Raw genomic sequence first — 14,622 nt, forward strand, 5'->3', positions numbered from 1 at the left:
GATATCCCCGCCCTTTTCTGTTCCTGTAGAGCCGGGCCCATGCTCGGCTTGCCGCCAAGCACAGCCGAGCATGGGCTCGGCTCCACAGCGAGCACGTCAGCGCTTGTCGGCCACGTCGGCCGGAATCTGCGAATGGGCCAGCGGCCGCACGCCATTGGGCGAGGTCGGATCGACGATCACCATGGTTTCGGTCGAACCATCGGGCCACACCACCTGGAAGGTGCTGCCGGCCGGCAGTGAAGCGAATGGCATGCCACTCTGCGCGCGGTAGACCGCAGCGACCTGGCTGGCACCGGCGCGGCGCACGTCTTCCTGCGCCTTCACCGTGGTCAGCTCCACCTTCGACAGATGCCGGTAGCGGTCCTCGTAGGTATCGATCATCAGCAGGCCAACCGCCCCAGCCGAGTAGGCCACGAACAGCGCCACCCAGAACCAGAACTTGGCCCCATGCAGGAATCGACGGTAATTCATCGCCCGTCCCTCTTTCCAACCAATCGCTTGATCCATTCCTTCATTTTCCCAGCACCTTGCCGCGATACCGCAGCGTCATACACGAAATCCCGGAAATCCTGCGCTCCATCCTGCGAACAGATCCCTCCGTTCGCACAAAAATTGTTGACCAGCACGCTGTCCGCTCCACAGGCCAGGCCGAGTTCACAGGCCGCAAGCCGCCATGCAAGTTCACTGAGCTGCTCGCCCGCCACCAGCCCGTCAAGCGCGCGGTCACCGGCCGCACGCACGCCCATGCCTGGCGCGATGGCCATGTAGGCCTCGGGGTCGCGCGAGGTGCGCACGCGCTCGACCAGGTCGCGGCGGTACTCGGCACTGTCATGCAAGGGCTCGCCCTCGGCGAACAGCGACGCTTCCGCGGCCAGGTTGCCCTGCGCGGCCGCCTTGCGGCGTTCGGCCAGCACCAGCGCCGCGCCCAGCTTGTCGCCCGGCACGAAACCGCCACACCGCTGTGCCACCCGCTCGCGTGCCTCGATCATCGCCGGCGCCGCAGTCAGGCCCAACCCGCTCAGTACGTTGTTGTCCAGGCGGTAGCCACCCGGATCGAGTGCGTACTGCGCGCAATAGTCATAGACGCGGCTGAGCATCCAGCGCGCCTCGTGATTGCCGGTGTCGGCCTGTGCGCGCAGGCGCTGGGCGTAGGCATACAGGTCGCTGGCGTCTTCGATGTCGGCGCGCAGGTCCAGCGGCAGGCCCGACGGCAGCGTGTTGCCGCGCTCGAAAGCCGCCAGCCGCCGCGCCAGGGCTTCCGGCACCACCGGCAGCGGCGCTCCGCCGTCACGGCTGGCCATGGCCAGCGGCAGGTCCGGCGACGCCGACGTCGACGCCACGCCCGCAGCATGGCCGCTGGCCCGATACCCGGCCACGCCCAGCACGGCCACCGCCGGCAGCACGAGCAACCAGGTTTTCAGGGTCGGAGCGAAGGCCATCGGCGGTGGTGAGCGTTCACGGCACACAGGAAAGCGCCGAGTTTAGCAAGGCCCGGCAGGCCTGTCTGAACTGCCCCCATTCATCTCAAAGCGGCATCTCAGGCAATACGGAGACGCCCCGATGGTCTAGCATTGCCCCCTTTCCCGCGACTGTCCCCACCGCCATGCCGTTCCTGGAACTGACCCTGCGCTGCACCGAAGCCACCCAGCCCCGCTATGAAAATGCGCTGGAGGACGTCGGCGCACTGGCCGTGACCCTGCTTGATGCCGAAGCCGACACCAGCAACGAACAGGCCATCCTCGAACCCGGCGTGGGGGAAACGCCGCTGTGGGACACCCTGGTGCTGAGCGCGCTGTTCCCCGCCGACAGCAATGCGCTGCTGCTGCTGGCCGCCCTGGAATCCTTCGACCCGGAACTGGACTGGAGCAATGGCAGCTTCCGCGCGGTCGAAGACGAAGACTGGGAGCGCGCATGGCTGGACCAGTTCCAGCCGATGGATTTCGGCAGCCGCACCTGGATCGTGCCGTGGAACCATGAACTGCCGGACGCTGCACAGGCCGCCGATGCCGCCGTGGTGCGGCTGGACCCGGGCCTGGCCTTCGGCTCGGGCACCCACCCGACCACCGCCCTGTGCCTGCGCTGGCTGGACCAGCTGGCCGTGGACGGCCAGCTGCAGGGCCAGCGCGTGCTCGACTTCGGCTGCGGCTCGGGCATCCTCGCGCTGGCCGCGCTGAAGCTGGGCGCCGCCGAAGCGATCGGCGTGGACAACGACCCGCAGGCGCTGGTCGCCACCGCCGACAATGCCGAGCGCAATGGCGAGCAGGCCCGCATGCAGGTGTACCTGCCGCAGGACGAACCGGTCGCCACCTACCCGATCGTGGTCGCCAACATCCTTGCCTCGGCGCTGGATGCGCTGGCCGAGCTGCTGGCCGCACGCGTCGCCGCCGGCGGTCGCATCGCCCTGTCGGGCATCCTGCAGGGCCAGGAAGGCGAACTGCTGCAGCGTTATGCCGCGTGGTTCGACGATCTGCAGGCCACCCAGGATGGCGACTGGATGCGCATCACCGGCACGCGCCGCGCCTGATCGTGATTGAATGACCGCTGGATCCGAGCCCGCGCCCTGAGCATGTCCGAGCCGAACCCGCCGCGCCGCCCTTTGGCCACCTTCCTGCGCCCCGCGTCGGAAGGCGAGGCCGCACCTGCGACCGACGCGCGCACGCCCGACCCGTCGGCGCATGACATCCCTGCCGCGAAGTCCGGGGACCCAGGCGACGTGGCGCTGCCGCCGATGGCGGAGACGCGACAGCTCGATGACACCGTCATCCTCGACGAAGCGACCGTGATCGAACCCGTCCTTGCCGTCCCGGCCGCGCAGGCGGTGGCCGGCGATGCGCCGAGCTTCCTGGGCACTTCGCGGCCGCGCGCGCTGCCGACGCCGCGCTGGCACTGGGTGCTGGTCGCCGGGCTGGCACTGCTGCTGGTACTGCAGAGCGTGCTGGCCGATCGTGCGCGACTGGCCGCCGAGGCCGGCAACCGCACCTGGCTGGGCGCACTGTGCGGCGTGCTGCGCTGCAGCCTGCCGGCCTGGCACGAGCCGACCGCGTTCACCATGACCAGCCGCGAGATCCGCCCCCTGCCCGGCCAGGCCGGTGTGCTGCAGGTGCAGGCCAGCATCCGCAACGATGCGCGCTGGGCACAGGCCTGGCCGGACCTGCGCCTGTCACTGTCCGATGCCGATGGCCGGGTGATCGGCAGCGGCGTGTTCACGCCCGCGCAATACCTTGGCGAAAGCCCGGCCACGACCGTGCTGGAACCGGGCCAGAGTGCGCGCATCGCGTTCCGCGTGCAGGAACCCGCCGCGTCCACCGTCGCATTCACCTTCGACTTCCTCTGACCAGGGTAGAGGCGACCAGCCGTGGCAGGTCGGGCACGCTCGCGCTAGACTGGCCGCCACCACCTCGTCCGGCCGCGCGCTCCGCGCGCACGGGCCAACCGAATCGGGAACCCCCTTGAACGCTGTCCTCTCTCGTCCTGACAACAGTCGTGGCGCTCCCCGGCCACCGCTGCGTGAACACGTCGCCCAGTCCGTGCGCCGCTACCTGCGTGATCTTGATGGCTGCGACGCGGACGATGTCTACGAGATCGTGCTGCGCGAGATGGAAATCCCGCTGTTCGTGGAAGTGCTCAACCACTGCGAAGGCAACCAGAGCCGCGCCGCCGCGATGCTGGGCATCCACCGCGCCACCCTGCGCAAGAAGCTGAAGGAATACGGCATCAGCGCCTGAGCGCGCGCGGGTAGTGCCGGCCGCTCGCCGGCAACCCCATGAACGATGGCAGGATGTCGCAGTTGCCGGCCAGCGGCCGGCACTACCGGTAGATCCACGCCATGCGTGGATGCAGCCCCGGCGGGATCACCCGCCGCCGCCCGCCTTCCAGTAGTACCGCACCACATGGAAGAACACCGGCGCGGCGAAGCACACCGAATCTAGCCGGTCGAGCATGCCGCCATGGCCCTCGATCATGTGGCCCCAGTCCTTGATCCCACGGTCGCGCTTGATCGCCGACATCACCAGGCCGCCCCAGAATCCCATCAGGTTGATCAGCAGCGACAGGCCGAACGCCTGCAGCGGCGTGAACGGGGTGATCCACCACAGCGCCGCCCCAAGCGCGCTGGCGCTCAGCACGCCACCCACGAAGCCCTCCACCGTCTTCGACGGCGACAGCTTCGGCGCGATCAGGTGCCGGCCCAGCAGCTTGCCCCAGATGTACTGCAACACGTCCGAGGACTGCACCACGATCACCAGGAAGGCGAACAGCAGCACGTTGCGCGAGGGGTCGTGACCGGGCACGTGCAGGTTCAGCAGCAGCGGCACGTGCGAGATGCAGAACACGCAGATCATCAACCCCCACTGCACCTTCGCGGTGCGCTCCAGGTAGTGCGTGGTATCGCCACCGATGGTCGACAGGATCGGCAGGAACAGGAACGCATAGACCGGGATCAGCAGCGTGTACATGCCGTACCAGTCGATCCACACCAGGTAGTACTGCCACGGCAGCACGATGTAGAACGCAGCCAGCAGCGCGTAGTAGTCGCCTGAACGGGTCGGTGCCAGGGTGATGAACTCGCGCAGCGCGAACAACGAAATGATCGCGAACAGCACGATCACCCCGGCGCGACCGAAGAACAGCGCCAGCCCGACCACGATCGCCATCACCCACCATGCACGGATACGCGACACCAGGTTGGCGATCACCGCGCTGGGCTGACCGCGCTGGCGCCAGCGCAGGGTCTCGGCCACCAGCGTGGCCAGCACCAGCACCGCGCCGACGCCGGCAAACAGCAGGCCGGTCTGCTGGCCGACACTCTGCGTTGCCAGATCGCCAGATACATCCAGCACGAAACTCATGCACGACCTCCATTCGGCGCCAGGTCCAGCAGCGCCTGCCGGCTGCGGGCCAGGAATGCGGCCTTGTCCTCGTCGGCCTGCAGCCGCAGCGGCGTGCCGAAGGTGGCCGTGCACAGCAGCGGCAACGGCAGGAACCGCCCCTTCGGCATCACCCGCTTCAGGTTGTCGATCCATACCGGCACGAACTCCAGCTCCGGCCGTTGCCGCGCCAGGTGGTAGATGCCGCTCTTGAACGGCAACAGCGGTTCATCGCCGATATTGCGCGTGCCTTCCGGGAACAGGATCAGCGAGCAGTCTTCGTCCACCGCATCGCGCAGTACCTGCAACGGGTCCTGCTGGCGATGGCCGGCCTCGCGCTCGACCAGAACACCGTTGAACACCGCATCGATCAGGTAGCGACGCAGGCCATCACGCTGCCAGTACTCGGCCGCGGCCACCGGGCGCACCTGGCGCCGCAGTGCCGGTGGCATCGATGACCAGATCAGCACGAAGTCACCATGGCTGGCGTGGTTGCCGTAGTACACGCGGCGCTCGCTGGACGGCGCGCAACCGATCCACAGCGCGCGTGCGCCGGTCACCACATGGATCGCGCCACTGCAGGCGCGGGCAATCAGTTCGGCAAACATCGGTCACTCCCATTCACGTCTGCGGCCACACCACGGCCAGCACCAGCAGTGCGAACTGCACTGCGGTCAGCAGGTACTGGCGCAGCAGCAGGCGGCGCATGCCGGACCAGCGCGCATCCCAGCCACGCAGTGGCGCATCGGGCGACGCGCGGCGCAGGCCACTGTCGTGCAGCAGCTGATCGATGCGGCGCGCGGCGGCTTCGCCCTCCAGGCCTTCATCGCGCAGCAGCTGCAGCAGGCTGGCATCCAGCCCCACCCGCCACGCGTGGTAGGCCTGTGCGATGCCCGCGGCAACACTGAGCAGCAACAGGCCGGCAGCGATCATCGCCAGCCCCGGCTCGGTGCCGAGCAGCAGCAGTGCCACCAGCAACATCCCCAGCGACAGCAGCGCCGGCCAACGCCCCTGGCGCAGCAGCAGCTGCATGGTCACCAGATCGGGAACCGTGCTCATGCGCGCGCTCCTGCCGCAGCAGTGATGGCATGCAGATGCGCCGCGTGCAGCACGATGCCGGGACGTGCAGCCCGCACGATCGCCACTGCCGCGTTCGCATCGGCGGCACGACCACCGCGCAGCAGCCAAGTGGCGACGCTGGCGGCACTACGCGAATAGCCCAGCGCGCAGCACACCAGCAGCGGCCCCTGCACGCGCAGACGCTCGATGGCATCGGCCGCCTCGCGCAGCTGTTCCGGCGTGGGCACCACCAGGTCCAGCATCGGCACGCTGGCATACGCCGCGCCCGGCGCGCGGCAGGACAGTTCAGCACAGGTATCGACCACGCCGACCAGCGGTGTTGGCAACGCAGCACAGGGAATGCGTCCCAGCCACACGTCATCCATCACCGGCACCGGCTGCGGCGCACGCCGCGTCCACAGCCGCGAATTGACCCAGGCTGCGCCCAGGTACGGCGCCAGCAGCCAGCGTGCCGCCATGGTCAGGCGACCATCGGCGCGCTTCTGGAACACCGCGGTACCCAGCCCGGCATAGGCCAGCGCCAGCAGCAGCAGCGACACCACCGGCCACAGCAGCCACAACGCGGCGCCACGCAGAAGCACCACCGGCACCAGCAGTACAGCGGCCCCCAGCAGGTACACCCCTGCCAGGCGCCAGCGCTTGGCATCACGTGCCGTGCGCCATGCACGCAGCGGTGGCGTGCCCTGCTCCGGCCACAGCCACACGCACAACCAGCCGGCCAGCAGGCCGGTCGGGATATCGATGAAGTGATGCTGGAACGTGGTCAGCACCGAGACGCCGATCAACAGCGCCCACGCGTGCAGCACCCAGCGCCACACCCCGTGCAGGTACTGTGCGAACTTCACCCACAGCACGATCAGCAACACGATGTGCAGCGACGGTGCCTGGTTGAACGGCTTGTCGAAGCCCAGCAGCACATCGAACAGCCAGCCGAACACACCGCCGATCTGCGGACGCTCGAAGCTGAAGCGCAGCGGCCACAGCAGGAAGCAGCTCACGGCGATCAGCTGTGCGCTGAACAGCCGCAATGCGTGCCGGTCCAGCTCCAGCCGTTGCCGGCACAGCAAGAACGAGACCGCGTAGAACAGGTCGATCGACCAGTACGGCACGATGGTCCATGGCACGAACGGGATGCGGGTCTCCCAGCCGAACGCCATCACCGGCAGGGTGGCGTGGCGGCCGGCCATCCAGTTGGCGAAGCCATAACTGGCGAAGAAGAACGGACCCAGCAGGGCCAGCCACAACAGGGCGCGCCGCCAGGGGCGCCCCTCTGCGGCCAGTGGGGATGCGGCGAGCGTCGCCATCACGCGGTCCGGCGCGCCAGCGATACGGTGAAGATGCCGAAGTCGTCGATACGCTGCGCCACCTTCTCGAACCCGGCCAGGCGCACCAGCTCGTCCATCTCCTGCTGGGTACGGCGGCGCATCACCCACGCCGCGCCACCGCGGTGGCTGGTCAAGGCACGGGCAATGAATTCCAGCTGCGGGTGCCAGGGCTGGCCGGTATAGGCCAGGTAGCCACCCACTGGCACCGCTGCGGCAATGCCCTGCAGCGAGCGCAGCACGGCGTCGTTGTCGGGGAACAGTTCGTACAGGCCCGAGACTACCGCCAGCGTCGGCGCTGGATCGACCTTGGCCAGCTGTGCCGGGTCGAACGCATCACCCTGCTCGAAGCGCGCGATGTCGGCCGCGCCCAGGCGCTGGATCAACGCCTGGCCCTGGGGCACGTTCAGATCGCTGAAGTCGCGCAGCACGATGCGGTCGGCGCGCTGCTCGCCCTGGCCCAGTGCTTCCAGCACATAGCGGCCATGGCCGGCGGCCACGTCCAGCACCAGCACCGGCGTGCCCTGCCCGCGCAGGCGCTGTGCGGCGTCGCGCAGCAGTTCCTGCAGGTGCTGGCCACGCACGCGGATGCCACGCCAGCCGATCGCATCCAGGTAGTTGCGGTCGACCATCCGCCCCAATGGGCCCTTGCCGCGCGCCTCATTCCGGTAGATGTAGTCCAGCGTGCTACCGGAATCGAAACCGGTCTGCAGGCCCAGCGCGATGCCTTCGGACAGCGTGCCGCCGAAGCGCAGGCCGCCACGTACCACGCGCCAGCGCAGGTCGGCCAGGCTGTTGCGTTCCGGTGGCCAGGCCAGGATCTCCGACTCTTCGAAGGTCGGCCCATGGCGGTGCGCGTCGCGCCGTGACAGCTCGCGCAGCGGTTCGGCGAAACGCGCCTGGATGAAGCTGCGGATGCGCGCCAGTGCCGGTGCCCGATCGCGCTCGCCCAGCGTGTCGTGGAAGAAGCCCGGCAGGTGCACCCGCTCCTTGATCGGGCTGGACAGGCGCTCATAGAAGCGATCCTGCGGGCCACGGTGCACCACGAAATCCGAGCCGGATACCAGCAGCTGCACCGGCACGCTGATCGCCTGCGCATCGGCCACGATGCGGTCGGCCGCTTCGTACAGGCCCAGCAGCACGCGCACCGAGATCGGCCGGGTGATCAGCGGATCGGTACGGTAGCTTTCCACCCGCGCCGGGTCATGGGTCAGCCACTGCGGCTTGACGTAGCTGTTGACGAAGAAGTTGCCGCGCAGCTTCTGCATCAAGGCCAGGCCCGGCCGCGCGAACGGCACGTACAGCTTCACCTTGAACGCCGGTGAAGCCATCACCAGCGCACGCAGGCGTGGCGCGTAATCGTGCACCCAGGTCGCGGCGACCACCGCCCCTACGCTCTGCGCGATCACCACGATGTCTTCCACCGCAATGCCGTGCTCGGCGCCGATGTGGGCGATGAAGCTGTCCAGGTCGCGCACCAGCGCCGGGAAGCCCGGTGCATCGCCACGCGCACCCGGCGAACGGCCATTGCCGCGCGCATCCCAGGCGAAGAAGGCGGTGTCGGGCAGGTCCAGCTCATCGACAAGGTGGGTGACGCGCCCGGAGTGCTCGTGGCCGCGGTGCAGCAGCACGATGGCCCGGGTGGCCGGGGTGGCGGTGGTGCCCGCCCAGTACCGGTAGAACAGCGGTACCTGGTCGAAGCTGTGGAATTCCCGTTCCTGCGCCTGACGCATGCAATCTCCTGATTGTCTTTTTGTATCTGCTTGATTAATTCGACGAAACCGCCGTTTCCCGCAGTCCGCGACGGACGCGGTTGATCATGGTCAGCATGCACAGCACCGCCATGGCCGCAGCCACGCCAGTGACCGTCATCGCGCCAACCCACTCGAACGCCAGCAGCAGACCCAGCACGCCGACGACGAAGGCGCGGTCACTCTTGCCCATCGGGCCGTCATAGCGGCGGCTGGCACCGACCATCAGCCCCAGCACCCCGGCGTACTCGCTCAGCGCCGCCGTCCAGGCCAGCAGCCACAGCACTTCCGGGCGCACGCCCGGCACGCTGAGCAGGCTCAGGTACAGCGCCGCGTCGGCGATCACATCGCACAGCTCGTTCAGATAGGCGCCCAGCCGCGACTGCTGGCCGAACTCGCGGGCCAACATGCCGTCCACGGCGTTAAGCGCCATGCGCAGCAGCATCCACAGCGGCAGCAGCAGGTACAGCAGGGGCTGGGCCGGCGCGCAGCACCAGACGGCGGCAGCGACCAGCAGCGAGACCACGGCCGCGGTCACGGTCACCGCATTGGCGGTGATCCCCATGCGGTACAGACCGCGTACGGCCGGACGCAACAGGTCCTGAAAACGTCCTTTCAATGCATAGATCGACACGATCCGAACCCGCTGATCCTTGGCAGTTCCGGCACAGCCTACCCGATTGGAGCAGCGCGCCCCATCGAATTGCTTGCGGACCGCCCCCGGCCAGGCTGTGCTGAAGGCGGCCACAGGCCGTGGGTGCGGGTCGATTTTCCCCGCCGGCGCCCGCCACCGGCCCCCACCGCCTACAATATCGGCCCCGCTCCGCTGCCGATTCTGTCCCATGACTGCTGATCTGTTGCCCGTCCGCCGGGCCCTCCTCTCCGTTTCCGACAAGACCGGCCTGGTCGAGCTGGCCACTGCGCTGGCGGCACGCGGCGTGGAGCTGTTGTCCACCGGCGGCACCGCCAAGGCGATCCGCGATGCGGGCCTGGCCGTGAAGGACGTGGCCGAGGTTACCGGCTTCCCGGAAATGATGGACGGCCGGGTCAAGACCCTGCACCCGATGGTGCACGGCGGCCTGCTGGGCCGTTCCGGCCTGGATGATGCGGTGATGGCCGAGCACGGCATCGGTGCCATCGACCTGCTGGTGCTGAACCTGTACCCGTTCGAATCGGTCACCGCCCAGGCCGACTGCACCCTGGCCGACGCGGTCGAGAACATCGACATCGGCGGCCCGGCCATGCTGCGCTCGGCTGCCAAGAACTTCGCCCGCGTGGCGGTGGCCACCGATCCGTCGCAGTACGCCGAGCTGCTGGCCTCGCTGGAGGCCAACAACGGCCAGCTGACGGCGGCCACCCGCTTCGCATTCTCGGTGGCCGCGTTCAACCGCGTCGCCCAGTACGATGCGGCGATCAGCAACTACCTGTCGGCGGTCACCGCCACTGACGCCGCCGTGCCGGCCCGTGCCGAGTACCCGGCGCAGATGAACTCCACCTTCGTGAAGGTGATGGACCTGCGCTATGGCGAGAACCCGCACCAGAGCGGCGCGTTCTACCGCGACCTGTACCCGGTGCCGGGCACGCTGGCCACCTTCCAGCAGCTGCAGGGCAAGGAGCTGAGCTACAACAACCTGGCCGACGCCGATGCGGCGTGGGAATGCGTGCGCCAGTTCGATGCGCCGGCCTGCGTCATCGTCAAGCACGCCAACCCGTGCGGCGTGGCCGTCGGTGCCGGCAACGGCGATGCCTACGAGCTGGCCTACGCCACCGACCCGACCAGCGCCTTCGGCGGCATCATCGCCTTCAACAAGCCGCTGGATGCCGCCACCGCCAAGGTGATCCTCGATCGCCAGTTCGTCGAAGTGCTGATCGCCCCGGACTACGAGCCGGCCGCGCTGGAGTACGCGCAGAAGAAGGCCAACGTGCGCGTACTGCGCATCCCGCACGGCGACGGCCTGAACAACTTCGACAGCAAGCGCGTCGGCTCGGGCCTGCTGCTGCAGTCCTCGGACAACCGCGGCATGACCCGCGACGAACTGAAGGTGGTCAGCAGGCTGGCGCCGACCGACAAGCAGTTCACCGACCTGCTGTTTGCCTGGAAGGTCGCCAAGTTCGTGAAGTCCAACGCGATCGTCTACGCCAAGGACAACCGCACCATCGGTGTCGGTGCCGGCCAGATGAGCCGCGTGTACTCGGCCCGCATCGCCGGCATCAAGGCCGCCGATGCGAACCTGGTGGTCGAGGGCTCGGTGATGGCCTCCGACGCCTTCTTCCCGTTCCGCGATGGCATCGATGCCGCTGCAGCCGCCGGCATCAAGGCGGTCATCCAGCCGGGCGGTTCGATGCGCGATGCCGAAGTGATCGCCGCCGCCGACGAACATGGGCTGGCCATGGTGTTCACCGGCGTGCGCCACTTCCGCCACTGATCCGCATCACCAAGCCGGGCCCTGCCCGGCTTTTCTCTTCCGTACCCGAGAACCCTGTCCCATGAAGATCCTCGTCATCGGCTCTGGCGGCCGCGAACACGCCCTGGCATGGAAGCTGGCCCAGTCCTCCCGTGTCACCGAAGTGATCGTGGCGCCCGGCAACGCCGGTACCGCCAGCGAAGACACGTGCCGCAACGTGGCAGTCAAGGTGACCGATATCGACGGCCTGCTGGCGTTGGCCCAGGCCGAAGGCGTAGCGCTGACCGTGGTCGGCCCGGAAGTACCGCTGGTGGCCGGCGTGGTCGACCGCTTCCGCGCCGCCGGCCTGCGCATCTTCGGGCCAACCGCCGCCGCCGCGCAGCTGGAAGGCAGCAAGGCCTACGCCAAGGACTTCCTGGCGCGCCACAACATCCCCACCGCGTACTACGCCGTGCACAGCGACGTGGACGCCGCGCTGGCGTATGTGCGCGAGAAGGGCGCACCGATCGTGGTCAAGGCCGATGGCCTGGCCGCCGGCAAGGGCGTGATCGTGGCGATGAGCCTGACCGAGGCCGAGGACGCGGTGCGTGACATGCTGTCCGGCAACGCGTTTGGCGATGCCGGTGCGCGCGTGGTCATCGAGGAATTCCTCGACGGTGAGGAAGCCAGCTTCATTTCGATGGTGGACGGCGTGCATGCGCTGCCGATGGCCACCTCGCAGGACCACAAGCGCGTCGGCGACGGCGACACCGGCCCGAATACCGGCGGCATGGGCGCCTATTCGCCGGCCCCGGTGGTGACGCCGGAGGTGCATGCACGGGTGATGCGCGAGGTGGTGAACCCCACCGTGCAGGGCATGATCGCCGACGGCATCCCGTTCACCGGTTTCCTCTACGCCGGCCTGATGATCGATGCCAGCGGCGCACCGAAGGTGATCGAATTCAACGTGCGCTTTGGCGACCCGGAAACCCAGCCAGTGATGCTGCGCCTGCAGTCGGACCTGGTCGAGCTGGTGGAAGCGGCTATCGATGGTCGCCTGGATGAGGTCGAAGCGCAGTGGGACGCGCGCCCGTCGCTGGGCGTGGTGCTGGCGGCCAGGCCGTACCCGGAAGCGCCGATCACCGGTGACGTGATTTCCGGCCTGGACGACGTGCCGGCCAGTGCCAAGGTGTTCCATGCCGGTACGGCATTGGATGCGCAGGGCCACGTGGTCAGTGCGGGCGGTCGCGTGCTGTGCGTGGCCGCACTGGGCGACAGCGTGCGCGACGCGCAGGCCAATGCCTATGCCGGCGTGGCCAAGGTGAGCTGGGCCAACGCGTTCCACCGCAACGACATCGGTTGGCGCGCGATCGCACGCGAGGGGTGAGGCACACCCCCGCTTCCATGCATGGCGCGGATTGAATACCACAGTAAAGCAAAGGCCCGGCATTGCCGGGCCTTTGCTTTACAGGACTGCTTCGAGACCCTTCCGATCAATCAGGTTCAAAAGCTTCAGCGACGGCCCGCTCGGCTTCTTCCCGCCCTGTTCCCAGCTACGGACTGTCGAAACGCTGGTGTTGAGCACACCTGCGAACACCGGCTGGCTAAGTTCCAACGACGTGCGAAGTGCACGGATCTGGGCGCTGCTGTATTCGGGCACAGGCCTCAGACAAAGCGCCTCGTACATGCTCATGCGCCGCTTGTCGATGAAGCCGCTGGCGTAAAGGCCCGCCGCGCCTTCATGCACCGCATCGAGGATCGCACTCTTTGCACGTCCATGTTCAACCGTCTTTGTCATGGCAAATCTCCTGCAGTTCTCCGCAGATAACTGCCCTGTCCAACTGTTCAGGGCTCATTCTCAAGAACTCAGACGCATACAGCTGAAGGGCGTCCCGTTCCGCACTACTGATGGTCGCGCGCGCGTTCTTCTCGTAGCAGAAGAGAAAGAACCAGTAGTGCCCCACCCTAGTTGCGACAATAACGCGGGCGCTACCGCGCTTTCCGCGGCCCGGCAGCGCCACCCGCTTTTTGAGAAGGCCGCCCCCTATATCTGCATCAATCAGTCCTTGACGCATTTCCACCACCGCGCGGCACAAGGCTCTATCGGTCAGTGAAGAACGTCGTGTACTGCGGTTGAAGCTTCGAGTGCGGAAGACACGTGACATGATCATACCGTGCCACCGAGTGGTACGGCGTGAAAATCAGCGTCCAGCGCATGCTCCGGTCGGCGCAGCTGCCACCCTGGCGTCAGGATTGATCCATGCCATGCGTGGATGCGCTCCAGAAACAAAAAGGCCCGGCATCTCCGCCGGGCCTTTCTTCAATCCAACGCCACCCCGCTTACGCGGTGAACAGCGCCTTCATCTTCTTCAGCGCGTTCGCTTCAACCTGGCGGATGCGCTCGGCCGACACGCCGTACTCGTCGGCCAGTTCCTGCAGCGTCACCTTGCTGTCCGCGTCCAGCCAGCGGCGGCGGATGATGTCGCGCGAGCGGGCATCCAGTTCCGCCAGGCCTTCGCGCAGCAGCTGCATCTGGTTATCTTCGCTGTCCTCGCGCTCGTAGGCCATCGACGGGTCTTCGTCATCGGCAACCAGGAACGCAGCCGGCGACGGCGGCGCGTGCTCGTTGTCCTCGTCGGTCGGCGCATCGAACCCGATATCGCGACCCGACAGGCGCGACTCCATTTCCATGACCTCGCGCTCGGACACGTTCAGGTCCTTGGCCACCGCGCTCACTTCCGCCGCGTTCATCCAGCCCAGGCGCGTCTTCGACTTGCGCAGGTTGAAGAACAGCTTGCGCTGCGCCTTGGTGGTGGCGACCTTCACGATGCGCCAGTTCTTCAGGATGAACTCGTGCATCTCGGCACGGATCCAGTGCACCGCGAAGGAGACCAGGCGCACGCCCATGTCGGGGTCGAAGCGCTTGACCGCCTTCATCAGGCCGATGTTGCCTTCCTGGATCAGGTCGCCCAGGGCGAGGCCGTAGCCGTTGTAGCCGCGGGCCACGTGCACCACGAAGCGCAGGTGCGAATGCACCAGCTCGCGGGCAGCGTCCAGATCGTTGCCGTCGCGGAAGCGACGGGCCAGGTCCTGTTCGTCATCGACCGACAGCACCGGGATCTGGTGCACGGCACCGATGTAGGCGTCCAGCGAACCGAGCGCACTGGGAATCGGGAGATTGTTTGCCACAAGGGCAGTAGAGGTGTTCTGGCTCATAGGC

At 67.6% G+C, this 14,622-nt stretch carries 16 protein-coding genes; 5 read left to right on the forward strand and 11 right to left on the reverse strand.

Going from position 1 to position 14,622, the window contains the following annotated elements; all coding sequences use genetic code 11:
- Positions 1–96 precede the first annotated feature (96 nt).
- Positions 97–471 carry a hypothetical protein gene (locus AC5P7I_RS03990; protein ID WP_032959077.1) on the reverse strand — a complete coding sequence of 125 codons (375 nt, stop codon included), beginning with the start codon at positions 469–471 and terminating at the stop codon, positions 97–99.
- Positions 468–1,439: a hypothetical protein gene (locus AC5P7I_RS03995; protein WP_032959076.1), complete on the reverse strand. Its 972-nt coding sequence runs from the start codon at positions 1,437–1,439 to the stop codon at positions 468–470. Before AC5P7I_RS03995 ends, AC5P7I_RS03990 begins: the two co-directional genes overlap by 4 nt.
- A 164-nt stretch (positions 1,440–1,603) precedes the next feature.
- Between AC5P7I_RS03995 and prmA the strand changes: the two genes are divergently transcribed.
- From prmA to fis, 3 genes are all read left to right on the forward strand, one after another.
- A complete protein-coding gene (gene prmA, locus AC5P7I_RS04000) occupies positions 1,604–2,524 on the forward strand; it encodes a 50S ribosomal protein L11 methyltransferase (RefSeq protein ID WP_014648616.1) in 921 nt (306 codons plus the stop codon).
- A gap of 42 nt (positions 2,525–2,566) precedes the next feature.
- Positions 2,567–3,334: a DUF3426 domain-containing protein gene (locus tag AC5P7I_RS04005; RefSeq protein WP_169411603.1), complete on the forward strand. Its 768-nt coding sequence runs from the start codon at positions 2,567–2,569 to the stop codon at positions 3,332–3,334.
- Between the two features lie 115 nt (positions 3,335–3,449).
- On the forward strand, positions 3,450–3,725 hold the full coding sequence (gene fis / locus AC5P7I_RS04010; RefSeq protein WP_005419706.1) for a DNA-binding transcriptional regulator Fis: 276 nt from the start codon (positions 3,450–3,452) through the stop codon (positions 3,723–3,725).
- A 126-nt stretch (positions 3,726–3,851) separates the two neighbouring features.
- On the opposite strand, the gene AC5P7I_RS04015 is transcribed toward fis, so the two are convergent.
- From AC5P7I_RS04015 to AC5P7I_RS04040, 6 genes are read right to left on the reverse strand one after another with little or no spacing between them, the layout of a single operon-like run.
- Positions 3,852–4,847 (reverse strand): phosphatidate cytidylyltransferase, encoded by a 996-nt coding sequence (locus tag AC5P7I_RS04015; protein ID WP_014648618.1) that lies wholly within the window; start codon positions 4,845–4,847, stop codon positions 3,852–3,854.
- Entirely contained in the window at positions 4,844–5,473 is a 630-nt protein-coding gene (locus tag AC5P7I_RS04020; protein WP_014648619.1) for a lysophospholipid acyltransferase family protein, read from the reverse strand. The genes AC5P7I_RS04015 and AC5P7I_RS04020 overlap by 4 nt, the downstream gene beginning before the upstream one ends.
- Before the next feature lie 13 nt (positions 5,474–5,486).
- Positions 5,487–5,924 (reverse strand): hypothetical protein, encoded by a 438-nt coding sequence (locus AC5P7I_RS04025; RefSeq protein WP_075076466.1) that lies wholly within the window; start codon positions 5,922–5,924, stop codon positions 5,487–5,489.
- Positions 5,921–7,225 (reverse strand): phosphatase PAP2/dual specificity phosphatase family protein, encoded by a 1,305-nt coding sequence (locus AC5P7I_RS04030; RefSeq protein WP_262087864.1) that lies wholly within the window; start codon positions 7,223–7,225, stop codon positions 5,921–5,923. The genes AC5P7I_RS04025 and AC5P7I_RS04030 overlap by 4 nt, the downstream gene beginning before the upstream one ends.
- 23 nt (positions 7,226–7,248) lie before the next feature.
- The gene (locus tag AC5P7I_RS04035; protein WP_262087821.1) at positions 7,249–9,000 is read right to left on the reverse strand and encodes a bifunctional alpha/beta hydrolase/class I SAM-dependent methyltransferase; all 1,752 of its coding nucleotides are present in this window, start codon (positions 8,998–9,000) and stop codon (positions 7,249–7,251) included.
- 34 nt (positions 9,001–9,034) lie between these two features.
- Complete coding sequence (locus tag AC5P7I_RS04040) at positions 9,035–9,652, reverse strand: CDP-alcohol phosphatidyltransferase family protein (protein ID WP_262087820.1); 618 nt, start codon at positions 9,650–9,652, stop codon at positions 9,035–9,037.
- A 208-nt stretch (positions 9,653–9,860) separates the two neighbouring features.
- Here AC5P7I_RS04040 and purH point away from each other — a divergent pair, with 208 nt between their 5' ends.
- Positions 9,861–11,444, forward strand: a complete 1,584-nt coding sequence (gene purH, locus AC5P7I_RS04045; protein ID WP_014648624.1) for a bifunctional phosphoribosylaminoimidazolecarboxamide formyltransferase/IMP cyclohydrolase — start codon at positions 9,861–9,863, stop codon at positions 11,442–11,444.
- A gap of 61 nt (positions 11,445–11,505) precedes the next feature.
- Positions 11,506–12,789 carry a phosphoribosylamine--glycine ligase gene (purD, locus tag AC5P7I_RS04050; RefSeq protein ID WP_014648625.1) on the forward strand — a complete coding sequence of 428 codons (1,284 nt, stop codon included), beginning with the start codon at positions 11,506–11,508 and terminating at the stop codon, positions 12,787–12,789.
- 78 nt (positions 12,790–12,867) lie between these two features.
- Here purD and AC5P7I_RS04055 read toward each other — a convergent pair whose 3' ends face one another.
- The 3 genes from AC5P7I_RS04055 to rpoH form a co-directional block, all read right to left on the reverse strand.
- Positions 12,868–13,200: a helix-turn-helix domain-containing protein gene (locus AC5P7I_RS04055; protein ID WP_014648626.1), complete on the reverse strand. Its 333-nt coding sequence runs from the start codon at positions 13,198–13,200 to the stop codon at positions 12,868–12,870.
- Positions 13,184–13,573 carry a type II toxin-antitoxin system RelE/ParE family toxin gene (locus AC5P7I_RS04060; RefSeq protein WP_080053023.1) on the reverse strand — a complete coding sequence of 130 codons (390 nt, stop codon included), beginning with the start codon at positions 13,571–13,573 and terminating at the stop codon, positions 13,184–13,186. The genes AC5P7I_RS04055 and AC5P7I_RS04060 overlap by 17 nt, the downstream gene beginning before the upstream one ends.
- Before the next feature lie 169 nt (positions 13,574–13,742).
- A complete protein-coding gene (gene rpoH / locus AC5P7I_RS04065; RefSeq protein WP_005411269.1) occupies positions 13,743–14,618 on the reverse strand; it encodes an RNA polymerase sigma factor RpoH in 876 nt (291 codons plus the stop codon).
- Positions 14,619–14,622: the final 4 nt, after the last annotated feature.

This window comes from Stenotrophomonas sp. YJH_SMC_138 (genome assembly GCF_059369855.1).